Source organism: Paenibacillus sp. y28, assembly GCF_037137075.1.
In the GTDB taxonomy this organism is placed as follows: Bacteria; Bacillota; Bacilli; order Paenibacillales; family NBRC-103111; genus JBBBNV01.
Genome location: NZ_JBBBNV010000001.1, coordinates 187,279 through 211,845 on the forward strand (window position 1 = coordinate 187,279; position 24,567 = coordinate 211,845).

At 53.8% G+C, this 24,567-nt stretch carries 21 protein-coding genes and 1 riboswitch; of the genes, 5 read left to right on the forward strand and 16 right to left on the reverse strand.

The genetic code is table 11. From position 1 onward, the window contains the following. Positions 1 to 15: 15 nt before the first annotated feature. Both WBG83_RS00795 and WBG83_RS00800 read right to left on the reverse strand, forming a co-directional pair. Entirely contained in the window at positions 16 to 948 is a 933-nt protein-coding gene (locus WBG83_RS00795; RefSeq protein WP_336741786.1) for a manganese-dependent inorganic pyrophosphatase, read from the reverse strand. Between the two features lie 101 nt (positions 949 to 1,049). Continuing rightward, complete coding sequence (locus WBG83_RS00800; protein ID WP_336741788.1) at positions 1,050 to 1,754, reverse strand: serine/threonine protein kinase; 705 nt, start codon at positions 1,752 to 1,754, stop codon at positions 1,050 to 1,052. Between the two features lie 378 nt (positions 1,755 to 2,132). Between WBG83_RS00800 and WBG83_RS00805 the strand changes: the two genes are divergently transcribed. Beyond that, positions 2,133 to 2,276: a hypothetical protein gene (locus tag WBG83_RS00805; protein ID WP_336741790.1), complete on the forward strand. Its 144-nt coding sequence runs from the start codon at positions 2,133 to 2,135 to the stop codon at positions 2,274 to 2,276. Between the two features lie 103 nt (positions 2,277 to 2,379). On the opposite strand, the gene WBG83_RS00810 is transcribed toward WBG83_RS00805, so the two are convergent. Then, positions 2,380 to 2,871, reverse strand: coding sequence for a GNAT family N-acetyltransferase (locus tag WBG83_RS00810; protein ID WP_336742609.1), 492 nt, complete (start codon positions 2,869 to 2,871; stop codon positions 2,380 to 2,382). Between the two features lie 362 nt (positions 2,872 to 3,233). Here WBG83_RS00810 and WBG83_RS00815 point away from each other — a divergent pair, with 362 nt between their 5' ends. Beyond that, entirely contained in the window at positions 3,234 to 4,241 is a 1,008-nt protein-coding gene (locus WBG83_RS00815) for an LLM class flavin-dependent oxidoreductase (RefSeq protein ID WP_336741792.1), read from the forward strand. 274 nt (positions 4,242 to 4,515) lie between these two features. Here the strand turns inward: WBG83_RS00815 and WBG83_RS00820 are convergent, their stop codons facing one another. After that, a complete protein-coding gene (locus WBG83_RS00820) occupies positions 4,516 to 4,638 on the reverse strand; it encodes a hypothetical protein (RefSeq protein WP_336741795.1) in 123 nt (40 codons plus the stop codon). 223 nt (positions 4,639 to 4,861) lie between these two features. On the opposite strand from WBG83_RS00820, the gene WBG83_RS00825 reads away from it, so the two are divergent. Next, positions 4,862 to 5,419 (forward strand): DJ-1/PfpI family protein, encoded by a 558-nt coding sequence (locus tag WBG83_RS00825; protein ID WP_336741796.1) that lies wholly within the window; start codon positions 4,862 to 4,864, stop codon positions 5,417 to 5,419. A gap of 214 nt (positions 5,420 to 5,633) precedes the next feature. Here the strand turns inward: WBG83_RS00825 and infC are convergent, their stop codons facing one another. Further along, positions 5,634 to 6,107 carry a translation initiation factor IF-3 gene (infC, locus tag WBG83_RS00830; protein ID WP_336741797.1) on the reverse strand — a complete coding sequence of 158 codons (474 nt, stop codon included), beginning with the start codon at positions 6,105 to 6,107 and terminating at the stop codon, positions 5,634 to 5,636. 65 nt (positions 6,108 to 6,172) lie between these two features. On the opposite strand from infC, the gene WBG83_RS00835 reads away from it, so the two are divergent. Beyond that, positions 6,173 to 6,481, forward strand: coding sequence for a hypothetical protein (locus WBG83_RS00835; protein WP_336741798.1), 309 nt, complete (start codon positions 6,173 to 6,175; stop codon positions 6,479 to 6,481). Between the two features lie 585 nt (positions 6,482 to 7,066). On the opposite strand, the gene WBG83_RS00840 is transcribed toward WBG83_RS00835, so the two are convergent. Further along, positions 7,067 to 8,002 (reverse strand): tyrosine-type recombinase/integrase, encoded by a 936-nt coding sequence (locus tag WBG83_RS00840; RefSeq protein WP_336741800.1) that lies wholly within the window; start codon positions 8,000 to 8,002, stop codon positions 7,067 to 7,069. Positions 8,003 to 8,866: 864 nt separating this feature from the next. Then, positions 8,867 to 8,989 carry a hypothetical protein gene (locus tag WBG83_RS00845; RefSeq protein WP_336741802.1) on the reverse strand — a complete coding sequence of 41 codons (123 nt, stop codon included), beginning with the start codon at positions 8,987 to 8,989 and terminating at the stop codon, positions 8,867 to 8,869. A gap of 150 nt (positions 8,990 to 9,139) precedes the next feature. On the opposite strand from WBG83_RS00845, the gene WBG83_RS00850 reads away from it, so the two are divergent. Next, the gene (locus WBG83_RS00850; protein ID WP_336741804.1) at positions 9,140 to 11,161 is read left to right on the forward strand and encodes an ATP-binding protein; all 2,022 of its coding nucleotides are present in this window, start codon (positions 9,140 to 9,142) and stop codon (positions 11,159 to 11,161) included. Between the two features lie 27 nt (positions 11,162 to 11,188). Here the strand turns inward: WBG83_RS00850 and WBG83_RS00855 are convergent, their stop codons facing one another. The 9 genes from WBG83_RS00855 to WBG83_RS00895 form a co-directional block, all read right to left on the reverse strand. Beyond that, positions 11,189 to 13,006 carry an APC family permease gene (locus tag WBG83_RS00855; protein WP_336741805.1) on the reverse strand — a complete coding sequence of 606 codons (1,818 nt, stop codon included), beginning with the start codon at positions 13,004 to 13,006 and terminating at the stop codon, positions 11,189 to 11,191. Positions 13,007 to 13,094: 88 nt separating this feature from the next. Next, a riboswitch (cyclic di-AMP (ydaO/yuaA leader) is annotated at positions 13,095 to 13,253 on the reverse strand. Positions 13,254 to 13,592: 339 nt separating this feature from the next. Continuing rightward, on the reverse strand, positions 13,593 to 14,240 hold the full coding sequence (sleB, locus tag WBG83_RS00860) for a spore cortex-lytic enzyme (protein WP_336741807.1): 648 nt from the start codon (positions 14,238 to 14,240) through the stop codon (positions 13,593 to 13,595). A 363-nt stretch (positions 14,241 to 14,603) separates the two neighbouring features. Further along, positions 14,604 to 15,971, reverse strand: coding sequence for a sodium-dependent transporter (locus tag WBG83_RS00865; RefSeq protein WP_336741810.1), 1,368 nt, complete (start codon positions 15,969 to 15,971; stop codon positions 14,604 to 14,606). Between the two features lie 252 nt (positions 15,972 to 16,223). Beyond that, positions 16,224 to 17,090, reverse strand: coding sequence for a DUF695 domain-containing protein (locus WBG83_RS00870; RefSeq protein WP_336741811.1), 867 nt, complete (start codon positions 17,088 to 17,090; stop codon positions 16,224 to 16,226). A 40-nt stretch (positions 17,091 to 17,130) separates the two neighbouring features. Continuing rightward, complete coding sequence (locus tag WBG83_RS00875; protein ID WP_336741813.1) at positions 17,131 to 18,324, reverse strand: DUF3900 domain-containing protein; 1,194 nt, start codon at positions 18,322 to 18,324, stop codon at positions 17,131 to 17,133. A gap of 49 nt (positions 18,325 to 18,373) precedes the next feature. After that, positions 18,374 to 19,420 carry a phosphotransferase gene (locus WBG83_RS00880; protein WP_336741815.1) on the reverse strand — a complete coding sequence of 349 codons (1,047 nt, stop codon included), beginning with the start codon at positions 19,418 to 19,420 and terminating at the stop codon, positions 18,374 to 18,376. A gap of 115 nt (positions 19,421 to 19,535) precedes the next feature. Next, complete coding sequence (gene hrpB, locus WBG83_RS00885) at positions 19,536 to 22,154, reverse strand: ATP-dependent helicase HrpB (protein ID WP_336741816.1); 2,619 nt, start codon at positions 22,152 to 22,154, stop codon at positions 19,536 to 19,538. A 215-nt stretch (positions 22,155 to 22,369) separates the two neighbouring features. Next, positions 22,370 to 23,752 (reverse strand): DEAD/DEAH box helicase, encoded by a 1,383-nt coding sequence (locus WBG83_RS00890; protein ID WP_336741818.1) that lies wholly within the window; start codon positions 23,750 to 23,752, stop codon positions 22,370 to 22,372. Between the two features lie 498 nt (positions 23,753 to 24,250). Next, positions 24,251 to 24,556, reverse strand: a complete 306-nt coding sequence (locus WBG83_RS00895) for a hypothetical protein (protein WP_336741820.1) — start codon at positions 24,554 to 24,556, stop codon at positions 24,251 to 24,253. Positions 24,557 to 24,567: the final 11 nt, after the last annotated feature.

Consider the following 24,567-nt stretch of genomic DNA (forward strand, 5'->3'; position numbering starts at 1 on the left):
ATGTAAAGTTATCAATTACAGCGCGTTAAACGTATCAGTCAGCACCGGTACGATTTGCGATTTGCGGGATACAACGCCTTTCAGCACGGCTTTGTTGTCATCCAGCTTCACATTGTACGCTTTCTCTACGGCATGAGCGCCTGTACCCAGCGCCAAGCCTACGGAATCGTTGTTCAGGATGTCTGTAACAACCAGCAGGAACAGATCCAGGCCTTTCTCTGCGATGATGCTGCTCAGAGCCGCTTCAACCTCAGCTTGACGGGACAATACGTCGTTCACATCAACGGCGTTTACTTGTGCGATTTCAACCTTTGCACTGCCCATGCTGAATTCTTTGGCATCCAGAGAGATCAGCTCAGCTACGGTTTTTTGGCTCAGGTCTGCGCCTGCTTTGAGCATTTCCAGACCGTAGGCTTCTGCATTGACGCCTGCGATTTCCGCCAGCTCGCGAGCTGCGGCAATGTCCTGATCCGTGCAGGTCGGGGACTTGAACAGCAAGGAATCGGAGATAATGGCGGACAGCATCAGACCGGCAATGTTCGGCTCGATAGCAATGCCGTTTTCTTTGTAGAGCTTATTAAGAATGGTCGCTGTGCAGCCAACTGGCTCTGCGCGGAAGTACAGCGGGCCGCTTGTCTCAAAATTGGCGATACGGTGATGGTCAATCACCTCCGCCACTTGGACTTGATCAATATCGGAAGCGCTTTGCTGACGCTCATTATGGTCAACCAGGATCACGCGTTGTACTTCGTTTGCAACAGTTTCCACTTGACGCGGAGCCGCTGCTTTGAACGTATCCAGCGCGTATTGGGTTTCGCCGTTGACGCTGCCCAGGCGGACTGCTTCTACATTTGCGCCCAGCTTCGTTTTCAAATCCGCATAAGCCAGGGCCGAGCAGATGGAGTCTGTGTCAGGGTTTTTGTGTCCGAAAATGAGTACCTTTTTCATTATATTGCTCCTATTCATGTTTTATTGGCGAGAAAAAGTATACCTTAGAACGATATTCTCATTCAAGATTATATCATTAAATAATCGTTAAACTGATGCCTTTAATGGGAATATTTTTGCCGGAATCTCCTTTTCCACTTCCGCCAAGCCCGGTATCCCTTGCGCACCAAATTTAAAATTTTGTCGGGAACCGGAATGCGCCGCAGCCACGGGAAATAGAAGCGGTTGTACGCTTTCTTGAGATCCTCCCACATCTCGCACGGGTCCTGCTCCAGAAAGTCCGAGACGTCGACGACGATGCCCCGCCCGTCCTTCATCATCACATTCTTGCCATGCACATCGTGGGGCGACAAGCCCCGGCTGACCGCATACGCCAGCGCTTTGTCGATGTCGCGGATGACCTGCTGCGGAATAGGCACCCCTTTGCGGATGCAGTTATAGAGGGTCATGCCGCTCAGGCGCCGCAGCACCAGATAGCCTGCCCGCGCGTGGTAGCACTCGGAATAGGCCGGATGGCTGCCTAGCCGCTTGTATACCTCGACCTCGTCAGCCCAGCCCGGCTTGCCGGGAGCATACACCTTCACGACGAAGCCCGGGTAATCAGGATGCAGGAACACTCCGGCATAATTGCCGCAGCCAGCCACCCGCCACGGCTTGGGCAAGCGCTTTACCTGTACGGGCTCATGCAGCCTGCTTCCGTCAAGCTCCAGCTGCGGCAGCATTTCCTCTACTTCCAGTATATAAGGCTTTAATTGCTCTTGCTCTGATCGGAATGTCATCGTTTTATATTGTTCCTGTTCTGTCATATGTTCCTCTTGTGAATGGATTGCTGATACACTTGTTCAGCAGGCTCGCTTTTTGACGAATAGATGGATTGGCCGCCGTATTTTTCCTTTCAGAGCTCCGATTTTAATTTTTGCTGCACAGGCTTTGCTGCACGCACAGGCTTACCCGCTTGTCCGGCTGATGCCGATGAAGCTGCAAGCCGGGCTGACAGATCTGCATGACGACCGGGCTTGCCGGTTGTCTGCTGCAGACGGGGCAATACGACCATGCACACGGAGTCCCTCTACTTGGATAAATTCGGTGATTTTATCTCTATCATATCACATCCAACAGCATGTGTATGAACTTTTGTCTGTCAGGGAATAGTAGGACGAACCATTAGTTAAGGAGGCTGGCAGATGACCATGACAAACTACACGGCAGCCAATTTATCGGCCGAAGAAATTCAGCAGATTCAAGAGCTGGAACGCACCCTGTCTGACCAAACAGGAGAAGCCGTCATTCTGGTCGCCTATCATTCCGACGAGGAGAAAACATCCTAGCAAGGAACTAACAAGCCGGGCCGTTGTTGCGGCTGAAATCCAATGTTCCTTAGATAAACGTCATGCAGCTTGCACTGGAGCTGCGCGAATTCAGCCGCCGGCCTTACACCAGCTTTTTGTCCATATGCACGATTTCCAGGGAGCCGAATGGCTCAGCTTGTACGATAAACCCTTGCTTCTCCCAAAACTGAACGGCACCGGGCAGGAACCGGCGGGTATGCAGATACATCGCTTCATAGCCCTTGGCCCTGGCCAGGGGCAGCAAATGGTTCACCATTGAGGTGCCCAGTCCGAGCTTCCGGCAAGCGGGATGAACATAGCACCTTACAAGCTCCGCGGTTCGCTGTCCTGCATATAGTCCCTTCATATCCTCTAAACGATCATCATACCAAACAAACGCCGCCGTTGCGGCGATTTGTCCTTCTCCGTCAAAGGCTGCGAGAAAAGCCGCATCCGGCGATGCATGATACAATCGCGCAAACGGAGCAATATCCTGGGGAAGCTGCTCCGGATTGAACATCGGGAACACTTCCCTGCGTATGTGGAGAATAAATTCGATAAGCCATGGCAGCTCCAGCAGCTCGACCTCTCTGATTTAGAAGCCGTTTCCAATTTCATCCATACAGGTTGTTCCTCCTCTCAACTTACAGCGATCCTTCCCAAAAAGTAGCACATTATGCCGCGCATGTAAAACCGGGGCCTGGCGGTGAGGAAGCCGTTAAAGGCTTGAGCTTCACAGCTTTGGTTTTGGACGCCTCTATGCGCACAGCACGTTCTGCATGAGAGCCATGGCAGACCCACACGGGTTGAACAGAGCTCACATCGCGTTTCATTCGCGTTTTTATCCGGATACGCTGCAAAGTCTTGGACATTTGTAATAAAAAAGGTTACAATTCAAAGGGAACGGACTTATGCCCGTTAAAAAAATGTATTGACCTGATCTCATGAGGTGAAGATATGCTTACATTAAGTGTTTTGGATCAATCACAAATTTGCGAAGGAAGAACCGCCTCCGCTGCGCTCAAGGAAACAACCCTGCTGGCGCAGGAAGCCGACCTGCTGGGCTATACGCGGTACTGGGTCGCAGAGCACCATGCCTCCGCTGCCCTGGCCTCCTCCAGCCCGGAAGTGCTCATTGCGCATCTGGCTGCGCATACGAAGCGTATCCGCGTCGGCTCAGGCGGGGTCATGCTGTCGCATTACAGCGCGTATAAGGTAGCCGAGAATTTCCGCCTGCTGGAGGCGCTCCATCCCGGCCGCATCGATGTTGGGCTGGGACGGGCGCCGGGCGGCATGCCGATTTCCACGAGAGCCCTGCAGGAAGGCAAATATACCGGTATCGACCGCTATCCGGAGCAGGTCGATGACTTGATCGGCTATTTGCATGACGCGCTTCCGGCCGGACACCGGTTTGCCGGCTTGCAGGCGGAGCCCTCTATCCCGACAGCGCCGGAAATTTGGCTGCTCGGCTCTAGCTCGGGAAGCTCTATGATTGCGGCCGAGAAAGGCCTGGCCTTCGGCTATGCCCAGTTTTTCGGCGTGCCGGATAGCGAGCATTCCGTACACTACTATAAGGAAAACTTCAAGCCGTCCGCATTCAATGACAAGCCGCGAATTTTGGCCGCTGTTTATGTGGTCTGTGCCGATACGGAGGAAGCAGCCAGCCGCTTGGCATGGAGCACCGATTTGTTTTTCCTCAAGCTGGAGCAGGGCCGTCTGCTCGATCGCTTCCCTTCCCTGCAGACAGCGGAAGATTATCCTTACACAGAATACGACCTCCAGCGCATCCGCGCTGTACGCCAGCGCCGGATTATCGGCACACCGGAGCAGGTAAAAAGCAAGCTGCTAGCCATGCAGAAGCAATACGGCATTGACGAGTTCATGATCGTCACCATGACGCATGATTTCGAGGCCCGGCTGCGCTCGTACCGCCTGCTGGCAGAAGCGTTCCAGCTGCAGGGCTAACGGCGACCCAGCTCGTTTGATTGCTTACGTCATAGCGCCACTCATGCTATAAATGCCAATTCCAGCTGCAGCAAGGACTATGATTCGCCATATTTTGTAAGCTGCAAGGTTTCTTCCTTTTATTTTTTCGGCCACGCCGAGCTCTCAGCGTGCAATATATGACAGCAGAAAGGCTGTAAGGCTGGACGCAGGCTCTCCGCCAGCTCTCATTATTCAGACGGTTTGATGATAAGCGTATACGGTAGCGTGTTATACAGCAACAAAGGACGCAGCCTCAGCTGCGTCCTTTGTTATTTTTTTGCGCGACCTTGTATACATTCCAGCCGATGAACACGGCTGTCACCAGACAGACGCCCAAATAAATAAACATTGGCAGTACATTATGTGTATCCTGCATTCCTGACCCTCTTTTCCCAGTTTCGTTCAAACCAATCCCTTGTAATGAGTGTAGTCCCTCTTTCCGTCCATTGTCAATCAGTACAAGCAAAGAAATTCAGACTCCATCTGCTTCACGGGCTTAACCTGACCGGATTCGACACGATGCAGCAATTTGTACCCGTTTACAGAAAATAACTCGCACCGTCATAATGGAAAGGTATTCCAACCTAAGGAGTGATTCCATGTCCAAAAAGATTTTAATTTTGACTGGTGACGCAGCAGAGGTTTTGGAGCTCTATTATCCTTATTACCGGATTTTGGAGGAAGGCTATGAGGCGGTCATTGCTTCGCCGGCCAAAAAAACGCTTCATACCGTGGTACACGACTTTGTGGAGGATTGGGAAACCTACACCGAAAAACCCGCCCATCGGATTGCCTCTCATCTGGCATTTGCGGATGTAAGCCCTGCCGAATACGACGGCCTTATTATTCCCGGCGGACGAGCCCCGGAATACATTCGCCTGGACGCAAACGTCCCCCGCATCCTCCAGCATTTTCTGGAGCAGGATAAGCCTGTCGGCGCCATCTGCCATGCAGCGCAGGTGTTTGCCGCCTTGAAGGACACCGCTTACTTTCAAGGCCGGACGATGACTGCCTACCAGGCCTGCCGGCTGGACGTGGAGAAGCTGGGGGCCGCCTATGCCGCGGACACCCTTCATGTGGATGGCAGGCTGGTGACCGGACATGCTTGGCCGGATTTGCCCGGGTTTATGCGAGAGTTTCTGAAATTATTGAAGTAGGTCTATTATTCGTCTCATCAAGTCGTGCTTCTGGATCAGCACTGCCGTACAGCCTTTTCTTGCCAAACAAGCGCCTGTTCATGCCAATTGCATGATGAGGCGCTTCTTACATATCAGGCTTGGCGGCGCTTCGTTCATTGCCGCCGTCAATGGACTTCCCTGTACCAGACGCCCACAGCTATGGATCGATGCAGCTGATACCTTCGGGCGCTGCTTACAGAGGGTCCAGTTGAACAGCCGCCTGCTTGCCGCTTAACTGAATGCCTGTTTTTTTACGGCCTGCCGAAGCCAAGTCCTTGATCAATTGCTCAAGCAGCTCCTTTGCCTTGGCGCCTTCCTTGCCTTGAATTTTGACGACGAAGAGGACCGCATCGCCACCGGACAAAATACGCGAAGCCTGCTCCTTCTTGGTCTCATAATCGTGATCTTCAATGTGCGGAGTCAGCCGGATTTCCTTCAGCTTCGGCTGGCGTTCGGCCTTGCGCGCCTGCTGCGCCTCCGCCTTGGCGGCACCAGCCCCAATAAGCCGGCAGGGCGGCGGACTGCTGGCAAGCGAAGTGCAGACTAAATCGACCTTGAGCTTCTTGGCCATGGCCAGAGCCTCCGCCGTCGGCACAATCCCCAAATCCTCTCCGTCGAGTCCGGTTAATTCGACAACGGCTGCTTTAATTTTTTCATTCATTATCATTGTGGATGCACCTGAACTTTCGTTATAATTGAACCCTATCTTACCGTGAAAGAGGAGATTTCGCAATGAACCGCAAAGAGCTGGAAGAACAAATCATCCGCAATTATCAGCAGGACGAGCAAATGATGATTCTCGTATTCGCCCAATGGTGCGTGAATCATGACCTTGACCCGGCAGAGCTGTACCGGAGAGCTTATGCCCGGCAGGGTGAGAACGAAGCCCTTCAACAAGCCGTTGCACTTACCGTCCCGAAGGAAGAAGCGGGCGACATTGCGGATGACACCCTGCTCAGCGTCTTGTCCTTATACAATAATGATGACTTGGCCGTTGTCGTTACAGAAGAAATTGCCAAGCGCTCTTCCCGCAAGCGTTAAGCATCCGCGCACGGCTTCAGACGGGGAAGCGGATTCAGGCATGAGTCCTGCTTTCCCCCGCTTGCTGCCGATCCGCCAATCCGCGCAGACCCCCAGAAGTTCATATGATGTCCTATCTTCTTATCTTCCCTGCGCATTAGTGTGATGTGCAGCTCCGCTTACGGCCTTCATCAACGTACGAATAGAGTCATCGCAGCCAGTTGGTCCGGCCATCGCGGCGGGGACTGGCACGCGACTCGGTACATGGAGGCTCTCCCGGCCTATTTTGACCGCATCATTCATGCCACTTTCGGCGATCCCGCCGCCACCGACAATGAAGTCGAATACCAATTCGTTTAATCCACTTCGATTATAAAAATTACATAATATATATTATGTAAACTAAATGACCCGACACTTAACGATTCCCGGACAACTGTAAAAAGCAAGTGTACGCCCACCGCCGCTGCGATGGCTGGACCAACTGCTGCGATGACTGTATTCGCACGTTTAACCGCTTCGGACAAATATGGCTGCACATCGTGCCCTCCTGTTTCAAACGGGGGTTCGAACTACTGAATAATTCAATGGTATGTAATACATGCGTTACATCAGCTTCGGAATTTTGACCTTGCCCATGGCCTCGACCAGCTGCTGATTCGCAACGTGCGTGTAAATTTGCGTGGTTTCAATGCTCTGGTGCCCGAGCAGCTCCTGCAGTGTGCGGATGTCGGTACCGCTGCGGATTTGATTCGTGCCGAACGAATGCCGAAGCTTGTGGCTGGAAAATTTGAGCCCGGCCAGCTCCGGCCGGCTGTGCTTCATTTTCTCGAAGGTAGATTCCGCGATATGCTGGATCATACGCCTGGAGATTCGCCGGCCGAACTGGGAGACGAACAAGGCCTGCTCATTGCCCGACCTCGGTTCAATTCGCTGCCGGATCACCTCGCTGATGAGATCATAAAGCGATTCCTGCAGCGGGATGACCCGCCACTTTCTCCCTTTTCCCAGCACATGCAAATTTCTGTTCGCCTGCACATCGCCGATATTCAAACGATGAACCTCTCCCACCCGCAGTCCCGCATAAGCCATCAGCATCAGGATTACGAGGTTGCGGCAGTAATACTTGCCTTCCATTTCCCGCAAATACGTTTCCAGCTGCCTCTCTTCCAGGTAGACTGGTGTGCGGTTCTTCTCTTCCTTCGCCTTGTTGACCTCCAGGGCCGGGTTAGCCTGCACAAGCTGCATATCGATAAGCGCACGGAAAAAAGCCCGAATCCCCGCAAGCGCACGATTCCTCGCCCCATCTCCTACTCCCCGCTGCATCAAAAGCGCGATGTGCTTCAAAATGTCCGGCTTCTTGACCGCTCCGATCGGCTTCGGGTGGATCGTCGCAAGAAAGCCCTTTGCCTCATCAAGATACGCCTGCTGTGTTGAGGCCGTCATCCCGCTCGTTTTCATCGAAATGAGAAACAGCTCCAGCTCCTCTTGATAGACTTCGCTGACCAAATGTCTTGTCTCAGCATCCGGCTTCGTCCGCATCGGCCGCCATCCTCCTTTGATGTAACCATCCTACTAATTATCTTCTTAAATTATAATGGAACTGAGCTTAAATTGCACTAAATTCATATTTAATGCAATTATTTTGTGTATAAATTTCACACCGCAGCAAGACATCCCTGTGGCAATTGGCATAGTGCCTTAGTCGTGCCGTAGTCTCCTCGCTCGTTCGGCTTAACCGCCCCCGTGCAGTTATTGTCTAAAAAATACACGGCATCCCGCCGACAATAAATCACGATTTTTTACACCTTTTAGCCGAAGCGCGCTTTGTGGTTTGTATAGCTGTTATCACCGCATCAGCATGTCGAGGCGTGTCCCTTCTTCATGCGGCAGCATTCTACATTAATGTAAAACATGATTTACAACATCATGCCTTTCTTAACTTGATAGCGAATAAGGCGGAATATGCGGAAGGATGAACTTGAATCGAAAATAAACATAAAATATATTATGTAAACTTATCATTTTTTTATTTCACTTCACATTCTCAAAACTTTGTCGAAATTACCCCTTTGCAGCCGTGGCGTTGAACCCGTTCTATCCCGAACGGCAGTAAGCGGCACCGACTTATCCCCGATACCGGATACCAATAAGGATCTGGCAACAGCAGCTCCCGGATATGCTCCGGTGAATGTTGTGCCGCCGGTCAAATTAGGGTGGAACCACGAGCTGAACGCACTCGTCCCTTTACGGACGTGCTGCGTTTTTTTGCGTTCACATACAACATCACTTGGAGAAATGGAGGCCACATGCATGGAGATCCCGCTTCATTTCTTTTACTGGCAAAATAGTTTACATAAATATTGTTATGTAAACTATTTTCGTAGCATGCACCCCGTCCACTGCTCATTCTCCTGCTCCACGAAGCTCCGCACGCAGCTCCCAGCACCCGGTTCGGAAGGCTCTCATGGAGATGCTCTCCGCCATTTCACGAACATTCATCACGGTTTCCAGCGCGAAAGCTGTCAAAAAGGAACTCCATGAAGGCTATTTTCAGCTTGAATCCCCCTATTTTCTTCAATAATTGACGCGTTCTAATTTTTGGTTGCAGGAAATTCCCCCATTTTGTGGAATATGATTTCAGAACAATTTCGGGAAGGAAGTCGAGGAGAGTAATCCATGATGCAGCGTCGCTTTTGGGTCGGTTACGTTTTACTTTTTTTTGCTGTCTATTTGGTTTGGATTAGTGTGTGGCACAACGATTGGTATATGAAGGCAAACGGAATTAACATCCTGCAGCTGTTGGCTGCCTGTTTTTCAACCCTATGGCTATTTAGCGTTTATCGTTCAAAACCCGAGGCGCAGTACCGCTTCTGGCTGTATTATGCGCTTGGATCGTTTTGTTATTTGGCGGCCCAAGGCTTCTGGACAATCCATGTGCTGATTTCGGGACAAGAACCGGAGAATCCCGGTATCGCCGAGCTGCTCTGGATGCTCCAGTACGTTTTTTTTATGGTCGGTCTCAGCCGACAGGTCAAGCAGGCGCGGAAGCGCTACTCCGCAATTCGCTTTTTACTCGATATTTTACTCCTGGTTACAGCACTTCTCTGCTTTTTTTGGCACAATCTCGCAGATACTCTGGAAGCACCGACACCGGAATCCATCGGATATACCATCTATTATATTTTTTGCTCCACGGCTAATGCTGCGGTGCTCTTCGGGCTGATGCTGCTGTTCTTGTACGACAGGACGGCCGTTTCTATCAAAGCAACGTTTGTGCTGATGGTCGGTTTCTTGTCCAAAACAGCCGGCAACACGGTCTATTTATATATCATGCAAGCAAAAGCTCCTTCTCTTTTTCTTAACGAGCTGCCGGATCTGCTGTGGTTCGCGGGGCTTGTTATATTAGGTCTGGCCTCCTTGTATCCGGACCGGATCGGCTCTGCCGACGCTTACGGCAAACAGCGGGTTTCCGCACTCTGGCGGTTCATCCCGTATCTCGGCATTACCCTGCTGTTTATGTTTATCCTGTTTGCCCTCGATGAGCTGACCTCTCTGCTTGGTACAGTCATCGGCGTGAATCTGCTGGTGCTGCGGCTGTTTCTCAGTATTTACGAGCATGAAGCAACGCAAAAGGAGCTGTATGAGGCTGATCGGAAATACCGCAGCTTGGTGGAAAGCTCGCAGGTCGGCGTATTTATGGAGCAGGACGGCCGGTTGATTTACGTCAATCAGTGCCTGGTCGATATTTTTGCCACCAGCCGGAATGCGCTTCTTGGCCAGCCTCTGCTCCATTCGATTATCCCGGAGGAGCGCGCGGCCTTCTCCGAAGAGCTCCGCCTGCTCGGCAGCGAGGGCGAGCACAGCCAGCGGCGCTATTATTCCGGCCATAAAGCCAATGGCGACCTGGTACACCTCGAAATTCAGATGGCGCCGATCGTTTTCCAAGGCCAGCGGGCTATTTCGGGCACCCTGCTCGATGTAACGGAACGGAAGGTATCGGAGGAGCTTATCCGGCGTTCGGAGAAGCTGTCGGTTGTCGGCCAGCTTGCAGCCGGTGTGGCGCATGAGATCCGCAATCCGTTGACCGCTTTAAAGGGCTTCACCCAGATGCTGCGCTCAAGCGGAGATGGGAACAAGCTGTATTACGAGATTATGATGAGCGAGCTGGATCGCATCAATTATATTGTCAGCGAATTTATGCTTCTCTCCAAGCCCCAGCAGCTGCTGCAGCTGGCTGATCATGACATTCGCCACATTATGAGAGGCATACTGCTCCTTGTGGACACGCAAGCCATTTTGAACAATGTATCCATTCATAGCCAGTGGGAAATCGAGGTGCCGAAGGTGGTCTGTGATGAGAATCAAATCAAGCAGGTGTTCCTGAATCTGTTGAAAAATGCGATCGAGGCCATGAGCGGCGGCGGAGACATCCGCATTAGCTTCGAGCCTCATCCCCGGGGCCATGTCTGTATTCGTATTGAAGATAACGGCCCCGGCATCCCTCAGGAGCATTTGAACCGGCTCGGCGAGCCGTTTTTTTCCACGAAATCTGCAGGAACCGGGCTTGGTTTAATGGTTTGCTACCGGATTATTGAGGCCCATCAGGGCACCCTGACTATTTCCAGTGAAGTGAATCGAGGCACCACCGTTGAAATTATGCTTCGCATTCACCAGCCGGACGAGCTGGCTGCAGTCTGATTGGTTTCCCTCTGCGCCTTCGTGCCATTATTTATTCATATGAAAAGGCACCGTCGCGATAACGATATCCTTATGAGCAAACAAGTAGGCCCGAATGAGCAAGCTCGTCTGGTTGTGCAGAATATTTTGCCACCAGTACCGGGTAATAAACTGCGGAATCAGAATTGTAATATGATCCGTTTCGGCTGTTTTCCACTCTACCGTTTCAATAAACTTATAGAGCGGGCGCAGAATACTGCGGTAGCGGGAACGTAAGGTAATGAGCCGTACACCGGGGTTCCACTCCTCCCAGCGCTGCTCCATCTTGCGGATATCCTCCTCGTCGAAGCCCACATAAACAGCCACAACATTGTCCGTGAGCGATCGCGCGTAGCTGATGGAATGGAGCACCACACGGGTTATGCCGGCCACCGGCACTACAATGGTACTGCCTTTAATGACCGGCTTATCCTTCGCCAAATCGATTCGCAGCTGATCGGCCGTGTTGCGGTAATGAGAGCGAATCCGGTGAAATAGGAAGATGACCAGCGGCAGGAAAATAAACACCATCCACACCTGACTAAACTTGGTAAAAATAAAAATGAGCGTAATGGTCAAGGTGGTGAGCATCCCTACCGTATTCACCGCAAAACGCCCGATCCAGCCGGACGGTTTATGCTTCAGCCAACGCACCATCATACCAAGCTGGGACAACGTAAACGGAATAAACACGCCCACCGCATAGAGCGGAATCAGGTTTTCCGTATGCCCGTCAAATACGATCACGAGCAGCGCGGACAGCACACCAAGAAAAATAATGCCGTTGGAGAAGCCGAGCCGGTCCCCCCGGGCCATAAACATATTCGGCATAAATTTATCCTTTGCCAGCATATACGCCAGCAGCGGAAACGCGGAGTAAGCCGTGTTGGCGGCCAGAAATAAAATTAACGCCGTCACGCCCTGTATCCAGTAATAGATAAGGCCTCGTCCGAAGGTCGCCTCAGCGATTTGAGAAACGACCGTCTCCTTCATTTGCGGAGTGATCCCGTACCAATAAGCCAGCAGGCTGATTCCGATAAACATGATTCCAAGAATTAATCCCATCATCAGAAGGGTCTTGGCTGCATTACGCTCGGCGGGCTGCCTGAAGTTCGGAATCGCGTTCGATACCGCCTCTACGCCGGTCAGAGCGGAGCAGCCGGAGCTGAACGCCTTCAGCAGCAGAAACAGGCTGATGTTCGATACTGCAGCCCCCAGCTCCGGCACCTCCGCATGTCCCCCGCCCAGCGCGTATTTCATCGTTCCGCTTATAATCAGCACGAAAATCGAAAGGACGAACAAATAAACCGGAATCGCCAGAAAAGAAGCCGACTCTGTGATCCCGCGCAGGTTCATAAGGGTCAAGAACATGATCATCACCAGCGCGATGAGCACACGGTGGTCGTGCAGCTCGGGGAACGCGGAGGTAATCGCATCCGTTCCGGCCGAAGAGCTGACCGCTACCGTGAGAATATAATCTACCAGGAGCGAGCCGCCGGCGATTAACCCGGTTGAGGTGCCCAGATTGTCCTTGGCTACGATATAAGCTCCCCCGCCCGAGGGGTAGGAGAAAATCGTTTGCCGGTAAGACAGCACCAGAATGGTGAGCAGGCCCAGCACGGCAATCGAGATGGGGATGGAATACCACACCGCGGCAAATCCGGCCGCCATGAGCACAATCAGAATCTGCTCTGTCCCGTAGGCGACGGATGATAGGGCATCTGAGGAGAGCACCGCGAGCGCCTTCAGCTTGCTGAGCTTTTCCCCCTCCAGCTCCGTTGATTTCATCGGCCGGCCGATCAGGAATCGTTTTAATTTGTTAACCATGGCAATGCCATCCCCGCTTTCTTCGCACCAGATAAACGGCAATAAAAAAACATGCGGATATTGATCCGCATGCTTGCCCGCATGTGTTCATATCCCACTTTACGCTTACGAGGTTAGCTGTCGGATTCGGGCTGTGGCTGCCCTACGACCATGCCTTGCGGCATTGGCCGATTCACCCCATTAGCGGCTTTGACGCCGCCGGTTGGTTCCCCCGTTTTTCATAACGAAAATTCAGCTCTGTTCAAAATCCGGTGTTTACAAGAGCTAATCATAAGGGATGCCGGGTGGATCCGTAAAGCCGCGTTAATCGTCATTTGGATACAAATTTGCGAATGCAGAGCTCATTTCACGCACAAAAAAGTTTGTTTTGTTTCGTTATCGGGTATTATCCCCGATTTGCTTGATTTTGATAAAAGCGGAAAAGAAGGACGAAAGGCCAATGGAATCTAACAGCTCGGCTGCCCTGAAGCTCTGTTCGGACCGAGCGCTGCTTCGCTGCAAAAGCTATGCCTGCCAGAACCAGCAGCCCCTTTCTTTCAGAAAAAAAAGAGCGCCGCAGCGCTCTTTTTTACATGCCTTTCCGTTGTTAAACGGCAAAAATATGGTTGCCGATTTGCACAATCTGTTCACGGGACCATATCCAGGACGACGTCGCGGTTTTCGGATTGAAATAGTACAATGCCCCTTTGGACGGATCGTAGCCTCTTACGGCATCCAATGCCGCGCGATAGGCGGTTTCATCCGGCTTCAGGCGGTACTGGCCGTCATCCACGGCTGTAAATGCGCCGGGCTGTTCAATAATCCCCTGAATCGTATTCGGGAACGATAAGGCTGCCAAGCGGTTCATTACCACGGCTCCTACCGCTACCTGACCCTCATACGACTCTCCTCGGGCTTCAGCGTAAATGATGCGGGCGAGCAAATCAAGTTCATGCTGATTAACGGAAACCTTTTTGAGAATATTCCAGGTCGTTGGGCCTGTGACACCGTCGTTGGTTAACCCGTAATCGGATTGAAATTGCTTCACGGCCTCGAATGTTACCGGGCCGTAGAACGAGGTAACATTCGTGTTGAAATAGCCCAGGGTTTTCAGCCTGTATTGCAAATCGGGCACATCCGGTCCGGAATCTCCGTAACGCAATGTCGCAGGCGCGGCAGCATTGACGGCGGTTGCTGAAACACCCCACAGCATCAGCAGTGCCATCAACAGCGTCATCCAGCGTTGCTTCTTCATGTGGTATCATACCTCCTTAGTCTGTCAGCTCGCTGCGGTTGATTGTAGCACACGAAAAGTACCTGCGGAACCCATTTTTAGAATTTACATGGAATTACCATGGGAGATCATGAGATATTTATACCATATTTTAATAAATCACTTCTTGCCCTACAGAGAATAATCAATGACGGCCGAGATGGGCTATAAGCCCTTTAGAAGCCGAAATCCACGGCATTTCCCGTTGAAAATAAAGGTTGAATTGAAAGAAATGCCGTTATCGATGGCATTTTCTCAGCCCCGCATAAACGGCATTCTGCTAGTCACATTTATTATTAAAATTTATAATGGTTATGGTTCCTCCAACAGAAGCAGATAAAACGTTTAAAACGAAAGCAGTCCCATAAAGTATAAGAAAATCAGAAGGATTAAAATGGGCGCCACGTACCGCAGCAGGAACATCCAGGCCCGGTACCACCCGCCGGACAAGCCGGCCTCCTCTCCGGCACGCTTCCACATATAGCCTGTAAACAGCGTGACAACAAGACCACCCAACGGCATCATCATATACGCTGTAATAAAATCGACCCAGTCGAAATAAGTTTTGCCCCACAAGGTGAAAGAGCCGAGCACACCGCCTACCGATAATGCCGCCGGGACTCCGACCAGGAAACAAACGACGGATACGGCCACGGCCGCCTTCTGCCGGCTCCAGCCCCACGCTTCCATTGAAAATGCAACAGGCACCTCCAAGATAGAGATGGCGGAGGTTAATGCCGCTATCGCAAGCAAGGCAAAGAACAGGCCTGAGAACAAGAAGCCCAACGGCATCTGGGAGAACGCCGCGGGAAGCGCCATAAAAGCCAGGCCGACCCCTGCCTCCGGCTGAAGCCCGAACGAAAAAACAGTGGGGAAAATAATGAGCCCGGCCATCAATGCGTACAGCAGGTCGCCAAGGCCGATGGCAAGCGCGGCATTGCCAAGGGATTGCCTTTTGTCCACATAGGAGCCGTAGGTCAGCATGCAGCCCATGCCAAGCGACATGGAGAAGAAAGCATGACCCAGTGCAACAAGCGCGGATTCCGTATCCAGCCTGGCGAAGTCGGGCCGCAGAAAAAAGCTTACTCCTTGCCCGGCCCCAGGCAATGTCAGCGAGCGGATCATCAGGATAAGAAGAATGACAAGAAATCCGGGAATTAGAATTTTATTGAATTTCTCAATCCCGCTTGTGACGCCCCGTGCAATTATCCAGCCGCACAGTATCATGACAACAGCCTGCCAAAGCAGCGGCCAATAGCCCGCAGCGAACGTTGCAAATTTGCTTTTATAATCGGTTCCGGCAGTAAACAGCAAGCCCGTAAACGACTCCAGCATGTACTGGAGTGTCCAGCCTGCTACAACAGCATAGTACGACATAATGAAAAAGGCGGTTACTACGGAAAAAAAACCGAACATGCGCCAGGCTTTATTTCCGGTCAAGTTGTAGAAGGAACTGGCGGCACTCCCCCGTCCTCCGCGGCCAATGGCCATTTCGGCCAGCAGAATCGGCAGGCCGATGACAATCAGACAAATAATAAAGAGCAGAAAAAAAGCTGCGCCCCCATGCTTGCCGGTAATGTAAGGAAATTTCCACATGTTGCCGAGCCCAACAGAGCTTCCAATCGCGGCGAGAATGAAGCCGGATCGCGTAAACCGTTCTGATGCCATTTTCTGTTGTCCAGCGGGAGAGGTTGATTCGTGGTGCTTGTTCATACTATGCCCCCCATCCTCGTTTTATTTTTGGATGACCTAAACTAAGCTTCCCCTGAAAGCACCATGCATAGTCTACCGGATGGAGGGCTAGAACATGATGACGAGCACGTGTACGCGTGCACGACGTCCTGCTTAAACCAAAAAAGGAAAGCCTCCCCTAAGGAAAGCTCTCCATGGCTGAGATGATTCATTTATCACGTCCGATTTCCATTGCGCGGCGGCATAACCCGGCGGCCCGGGTACGTGCCCGGCTCAGCCCCTGATGGGGGAGCCCAGCCATAATGCTCCCAATACAACGCAGATCGTAATAAATAACAGCAGCAATAAAACCCGTTTTATCCAGGGAAACGTACTCCGCAGCCGCGCCGTCCATCTGGGCTGTGGAACAATGCCCCAGCCTCCGTAGTCGCCCCCGCCTTCAGCCGCGTGCCGCTCCAGCTCCAGTACAGCCGAATGGATGCCGTCCACGGTCAGCATAATCGGCTTGCTGATATGAAGCGTATGCTTATGAGTCGGTTTATCCGGGTCGTAGCCAGTATTTTCAACCCGGTATCCGGCTTCCACTAGCCGGTGCTTCCGTTCATCCAGCTTGGACTTATCGCCAAAATGAAGCCAGTGATGAACGGTCTGTTCATCTCCGGTTTTGTAGCCGCTGACCTGCAGATGCCGCAGCCGCTGCTCATTGGTCGCCAGCATCAGCTCCTGCTCGCTGGGGAGAAGCTCTTGATAGAGACTCCATTCTGCATCGTTTCGCTCATTGCAAATCGTGCGTAAATGGCCGTACTCCTCTACAATGGAACGGACTCCGGGCAAAATCCCGGGGCCGTCCTGTACATACGAGAACAGCTCCAGACGGGATGGAGAGTCGACACGCCCGAAGAACACCCCTTCCTCTGAGGCGGCCAGCTCCTGCTCCACCCGGTCCTGGATGTCCATCAGCTGCTTCATAATCACCTGGGACTGCTGTTCATTTTCCGCTACATGGTAGGTATTAATGGAAACACTAATCAGCTGTGGATAACGCTGGCGCGAGATTTGATTCCGCAGGCTGATGTCCAATAAAATCCGGACGTCCTCCCGCTCATTTTGGCGGTGAAAATAAACCCATTTCCGCTGCAACTAGTTCACCCTTCTTTTATAAATCTGTGCATGATGCCGGTTAATCCCAAGGCGGCGCCTCGGGGTCCGGGCTTTTGAAGGGAGAAGCCTCCGATAAGCCTTCTTCAGCTGACGAAGGAGACTCCCGGGATCTGTCATCGGTGTATCGCTCCTCAGGTGACGGCTTCTTAGCGGCCAGACGGGCGGCTACCTGCTCGAACGGCTCTGGATGCAGCAGCTCGATCGGGGTAAAGCCCTTATCAAACTGAAAGGAGTCGCCTTCAATAAGAACGACATATCGGCCGTTCAGGGAAGCAATGTGCACCTTGTCCCCGTAATCCGCCATCATTCCCTTGATGGAGATATGATCGAGCTTGAATTTAAGCTCCAGATCCTCCTTGTGCGTCATAATTTGTGCTGTCGCCTCAACCACCTGCTCGTGGGTCCAGCGCTGCTGCAAATCACGCTTATCGCTGCAGGCCCACAGCTCAATCGCCTGCTCGTCCTGCTGCCGGTGCTCGGCGGCGTATTCCGGCGCGGCCTGCCACTTCTCCTCCATGTAATCCTGGACCATTTGAAAAACATGCTCCGTAATAATGGTCGGCATAGGCTTCTCGTAGGTAACGAATTTCAGGAAATCCTCAAAATAGCGCGCATGGGATGCCTGGTGAATCTTCAGCTCCCATTCCTCCAGCATTCCCGGCTCGGGCATGTACGGATATTGAATTGATTTGATGCTGCGGGCGCTGATCGCCATCTCGACTTGGCTGACAAGGCTGGTTTCGTCCGAGATTCGGGCGATTTTGGGCTCAAAATCGCATTTCATCACGAACAAAAACGGATCGTCAAACAAATCGGGAAGCTTGGCCTGAGCAGCAATGAACGCCCCGCCCCGTACGGCGCTCGTCTCCATGTACATGCGCAGAAGCTCGTCGGCAAAGCCCAGAAACACCGTTTTGTCTTCTGCAAACCGGATACGCTGCAATAAATTGTAGTTCGGATTACTTGTCAGCTCATGCCCCGGCTCCACGATAAAGCGGCCAATCTTCGTCGGCACCGATTCGGAGCTGGGGTTTTTCTCCACCTTGCGCTTACAGATGCGGACAAATTCTTCACTCAGAAATGGTTTCAGCTCACTGTCCTCATACTGCTCCCGGTTTAGCGTCTGATAATGCTTGTAGCGCTTGCCGGATTGTCCGCCCTCGTCATCGGTTTGAATAACAAAAAAAGATAAGAACTGTACGGAAACGTGCATTCGGTTCGCTCCCTATTGCGATAAATAAGATCAAAAAATCAAAAGGAAATCATAACAAATGATAACGGCACAGCTCGTCCAGCTCCCGTTCATGGCTGATCAGCCATTCCAGCTGCTGCGCGCAGCGGGCGGTCATATCCGCGAGAACCTCAGGCGGATCAACCTTTTCCATGTACCTGCCCAAGAAATGCACAAATACATCTAGCCGGCGCAGCCTCAGCAGCAGCGGAAGCGCCTCGATTTCCCGCGCCTCCAGCGATACGAATTGCCTGTACCCGGTTAAAAAAGCGGCGATGCCCGTCCAGCGCTGCTCCTGATCCGGCTCATCCCGAATCAAATCAGACAAGCAAACCGCGAGCTCCATGACGCGGATATCGCGGGTTACAAATTCGAAATCGATAAATGCGGTAATGCCGCCCCGTTCTCCTGCCAAAATATTGGAAACGTTCAGGTCCCCATGGACCAGCTGATGCGGAAGCTGCGCCAGCTCCGGCAACCGGGTAATAAGCGAATCCAGCTGCGAGCCAATCCGCTCCAGCTGCCGCTGCAGCGGCATAAATGGCTGCGGAGGCTCTTGGCAAAAACGGAGCGCCAGCTCCGGCGGACAGCCGGGATGTGCATGCTCGATTTCATAATAAGGGCGGTAGCTCGGCTCAGCCTCTGTCTGAATGCGGGCCAGCGTATTACTGATAAGGCCTGTAGCACGCCCGAAATCGGCAAACTCCGCTTCGGCGCGAAGCTCCGGATTGCGGCCTTCAATATAATGAAACAGGGCCGCCAGCTGCGGAGGGCGCTCTTCTCCCGGTGTCTCTCCGCCGTCCAGATAAAGAATGGTGCCCCCATCCGGCAAAAGAACAGGCACGGGCGTTTGAAGAGAGATGCGCTGGCTGGCCAGCTCCAGCAGGATAGCATGCTCATACCGCACCTTGCTCTCGTCCCGGTGTGTATTATAAATCCGCAGCACCAAGGTGCCTTGCGCGGTATCGATGAAGCGGGTTGTGTTATTTCTGCCGCTCGGGCCTGTTCGAATGATAAAGTCCGTTCCGGGCAGTACCGGTTCAAGCAGCCTGCGAATGGCGTCTTCCAGCTCCTTCATGACAATGCTCCTTCCTCGTTCATTCATAAATCCATCCAGCTTTAACCTGTCTCTACAGCCGTCCGGTCATTATCTTGCTGGATAACACCGCCTGAGGAAAGCTTCTTTGCCCCTGCTATCCCTTCGGCCTGACGCGGCTTGTCGGCTCGGCGATCAACGGGTCCTCCGGCCAATAATGCTTCGGATAGCGGCCTTTCAGGTCTTTTTTCACTTCAAAATATGTGCTGCGCCAAAAATTGGCCAAATCCCGGGTTACCTGGACTGGACGCTGGGCAGGAGACAGCAAATGGAGCGTGATCGGAACACGTCCTCCGGCAATCCGCGGCGTCTCGCTCATGCCGAACAGCTCCTGCAGCCGAACCGCCAGCACCGGACCTGACGGGTCACTGTAATCGACCGCAATCCGCGATCCGCTGGGAACGCGGATTGCGGTCGGGGCCAGCTCGTCCAGCTGCCGCCGCTGCTCCCAGTTAAGCCGATCCTCCAGCAGTTGATTCATTTGCAGGCGCTGCAGGTCCTGGCGGTTTTTGAGCCCGAGGATCTGCGGCCTCAGCCACTGATCCATTGTAGACAGCAGGGCCTCGTCCGACACATCAGGCCAGCCTGAATCGTGCTTGCTTAGAAATTGCAGCCGTTCCTGAAGCTGACGAGAGCCTCTCGTCCATGGCAGCAGGCCGATGCCTTCAGCCGCTATGCCGCTTAGAAGGGCTCTGCATACCTCGTCCGGGTCCACCTCCGATAACTGCTGCGGCTTGTCCTCCAGCAGCAGTGCGCCGAGCCGCAGCTGCTTTCGCGCCCGGACAGCCTGGACTGCCGCATCCCAGGTGACGATCGTGTCCAATTGGATGAGATGGTCAGCATGACGCTTCAGCTCCTCCGGCGTTATTGGCGCAGCCAGGAAAATCCGGCTGTCCGGTCCTTGATCGTCAAGCTCTGCGGCGACAAGATACGGGCTGCCGGATAACGGCTGAAGCTGGGGGATAACCGCCCCCCGCCCGTTTTGGAGCAGGAAGCCGCCGTTTCCGCGGCGCTGTGCAATCCGGTCCGGGTAAGCGAGAGCCAGCAGCAGCCCAACGGAATCTATATTCTGGTCTTTGCCGGTAACTGCCGCAGCAGGCTCCTCCGGCGGTAAGCTACCGAATTGTGCTTTTGAAGTCTTCCGCTGCGCGTCTTGGCCTTCAGCGGCGGCTTCCAGCTCCCGATACAGGGAATCCGCTTCGGCAAGCAGACGCCGGCATACATTCATATCGGCCTCCGCGCCTTGAATCCGCACCACACTGCCAGCCGACAGCCGGGCAGCTTGAAGCGCCTCTACACGCAGCCTGACATCGACATCCGTGAAGCTGCCGCCGCCTTGGACAGACCGCAAAATATTCCGGTCGCCAAGCAGCGCCGCCAGCTGGCAAGCAAGGCGGCCATGACCAAGCGCAGCAGCTCGCAGCAGCATATGTGCAAGGCGCGGCTGGGTGCCCAGGCGCGCCATCGCTCTGCCGTGCCCAGTTATTCGCCCCGCTTCGTCCAATGCCCCAAGCCGGCATAGCAGCTGCCGCGCCTGATTGAAGGCCGCTGCCGGCGGCTGGTCCAGCCAGCGCAGGTTTGCCGGGTCCGCAGTCCCCCATGCCGCCAGCTCCAGGACAAGCGGCGCCAAATCGGCCTCCATAATTTCCGGAGCCCGCTGCCGGGGAAGCTGCGCGTTATAGGCTTCATCCCATATCCGGTAGCAAACGCCCGGTCCGAGCCGGCCGGCCCGGCCCCGGCGCTGGTCCGCAGAGGCGATTGCGGCCGGAACCGTCTCGAGGCGAGTCATGCCAGTGCGCGGCGAGAAACGCGGAATGCGCATCAGGCCGCTGTCTACCACAACGCGCACCCCTTCCACCGTGAGGCTCGTCTCGGCGATGGATGTAGCGAGTACAATTTTGCGCTGCCCTGCCTTGGCCGGCGCAATCGCACGATCCTGCAGCTCCTGCGGCAGGCCGCTATGAAGCGGAGCAATGTGGACACCGGCCCCTAGACGCAGACCGCCAAGCAGCGCTTCTACACGCCGTATTTCTCCCGTTCCCGGGAGAAATACAAGAAGATCCCCTTCCGGCTCCTCGTTCATTGCCTCGGCAATCGTCCGCACAACGGCTGCCTCCAGCCGTTCGTTCCGGCCTCGGCCGGTATAGCGGGTCTCTACCGGAAACGCACGCCCTTTACTGCTTAGAACCGGCGCCTCCTGCAGCAGCTCCGCCACAGGTCCGGCCTCCAGGGTAGCCGACATTACGAGCAGGCGCAAATCATCGCGCAGCACCGCCTGCGATTCCAGACAAAGCGCGAGCCCGAGATCGGCGTTCAGGCTCCGCTCATGGAACTCATCAAAAATAACAAGCCCGACACTCTCCAGTGCCGGGTCCTGCTGCAGCATCCGGGTGAGCACCCCTTCTGTAACGACCTCGATACGAGTACGGGGACCAACCATGGTATCCATTTTTACACGGTACCCTATCGTTTCCCCGACCTGTTCGCCGAGAGAGGCCGCCATAAAGCGCGCTGCCGCGCGAGCGGCCAGCCTTCGCGGTTCAAGCATAACGATACGGCGACCCTTCAGCCAAGGCTCATCCAGCAGCGCCAGCGGGACGCGAGTTGTTTTACCCGCTCCCGGCTCAGCCGTCAGAACGGCATTGGCAGATCTGCGCAAGGCTTCCCGTAAGGCAGGCAGCACCTCATCTATCGGCAGCCGGTTATTTTGGATCATGAAGCCCTCCCATCCGGGTTGACGAATCGGCCTGTCCGACCGTCTGCCCGCTAAATCCTTTATATCCAAATGACAGCTTGTCTCCAATCACGCATCAACGAAACAAACGAAAAGCTGCTAAAAACAAACCCGTTATGCATCATATAGAAAATAGAACCAGCCTGTCAACCGTAAACCGCAAACCGTCTTGACGGATATCAATCGCCATCGTGACTCTACTCTCTACCGTGCTCCACGACATAACTTTGATAGAAAGAACAGGACAGCGGTAACGGGCTTACGGAGCTTTTGCCATCAGGGAAACGCGTGCGTGTCAGGCGATCTTGTGTCCGGTTACTGGACGCAAGACCGCGGTCCGCCGGGGAGGAACTTGTGTCACCTGACCGCACTGGGCCAAAATACAAGCGAAGCCTGATCCAGCTCGGCGCCCAAGGCCCGTAGCGTATCCGCCGCTTTCGACTGCGCCGCGGCTTCCCCGTTCCAGCGCTCCACCACGATACGCCGCGATCCGGTGAGCCGGAGCAACAGCATAACGATCTGCTTGATCGTCTCCGCAGCCAATCTGCAAGGCTGTGCATCATCAGGCAAGTCCGAATCCGGCTCGAAGATGTACCACCGCTTCCCCGCATTTTCAATCCAGCCAATCCAGCAGTCACCCTGCTATACAAGGAAATTCCCCGCTTTCCGGCTGAAATTGCCGTCCGCGCCCCTTCCAAATAAGTGCTGATTTGCCGGATCAGCGGTCCCCAGACCGCTTCCTGCTTCCCTTCCGTAACGACAGTTTCCGGTGCCAGAGCAGGCAGGGTGACCAGAAGCCGGAATGTCTTGTTCATCTCGCTTTGAACGATCGTCACCGGACGCGGCTCCGCTCGGAGCAGTTTGCCATCAGATGACAATGAAGCTTCATTCCGCCCTCCCGCCCCGGTTTGCCAGCCGCCCAGGAAAAGGGCAACACGCTCCAAGGGCTTCTGGGTCGCGGAAACGCCTATGCGCTGCACCTCCCGTCCGCACCAAGCCGTCAGTCTCTCCAGCGTTACACTCAAATGAAGGCCGCGTCTGGACGCAGCCAAATCGTGAATCTCATCGACGATTACCTGCTCCACCGTTCGCAGGATGGTCCGTCCGCGTTCGGAGGTAAGCAGCAGATATAGCGATTCCGGTGTCGTTACCAGCATGTCCGGCGGCTTGCGCAGCATCGATGCCCGGGCGCTGGCCGTCGTGTCGCCTGTCCGTACACCCACTGTTATGCCGGGAGGCTCGTACCCGAAGCGTACTGCGCATTCATCCAGCCGTGCAGCAAATCCGACCACGTGGTGAAGAATGTCATGATTTAAGGCCTTCAGCGGCGTTATATAGAGCAGCCGGACTCCCCGTCCCTCTCCTCGCCCTGCTGATGCGGGCCTGTCCTTCATGATCCGGTCCAGACATGGGACCAGAGCCGCCAAGGTTTTGCCGGAGCCCGTCGGTGCAGCGACCAGCGTGTGGCTGCCTGACAGCACTGCCGGCCATACCCGCTGCTGAACCTCGGTCGGCTCGCGAAACTCGCGCTCGAACCACTGCCGCAGCAGCGGATGTAAGGCTTCCGTCCCGTTTGACAATCTTATCGTACTCCTTTCCGGCTGCAAGGCGCTTCCCTTTCCTAACGATACAATACACAGGCACGTTTTTCCAGCTATAGAGCCCGATATGCTGCATGATGCTTTCAATATGCCTCACGTGCAACGTGCCGCACCATACATACACGCGATCAGTCGAGCGCGCCGGTATAATAACATAAGACAGACGATGACGGGCATAACGGAGCAAGCATGGAACGAGCCAAAGGGAAACAGCAACCATGAACATGCCAAACAGCCCTTTGTTTTATGAATAACACAGGAAGCTCTTCGATCCACCTTGCGTTCAGTCCTGTTGCAGTTCGGCTGGCCGATATACAGCAAGAAACGGGGAGAGCGGACATAAGCCCCCTCTCCCCGTTCCTCATACATCACAATTACTAGACGTATTATACTTTTGCGATGCGCTCCTCGTTGGTCCTAACGGCCGACATGTATTTTGCCGCCGCACGCTTCATTTTCGAAGCTTGGATGATGCAGTCAACAAGAGGAGCCGTCTTCTCGCTCCACATGAAAGGTTTGCTGCAGCGTGTTCCAATAGATGCGAATGGACGGGTCATTTCTCAGCTTCACGTTGGCCGTTTTGAGCTTTGCCTCCTCCAGCTCGATAACCGCCCAATCCGCAGCATTCGCCGCCTCCTGCCCGGCCAGGAATTCCTGCTTTTCCTGCTCCGCCTCCTCCTGGACAGGCCAAAACTTCGTTCCATAATAAGGAAGCTGGTACGTATTGATTAGCAGGCATGTATACAGCTGCCCGCTCTCCCGATGCTGGAGGACAAATGCCATCGCCGTATTCC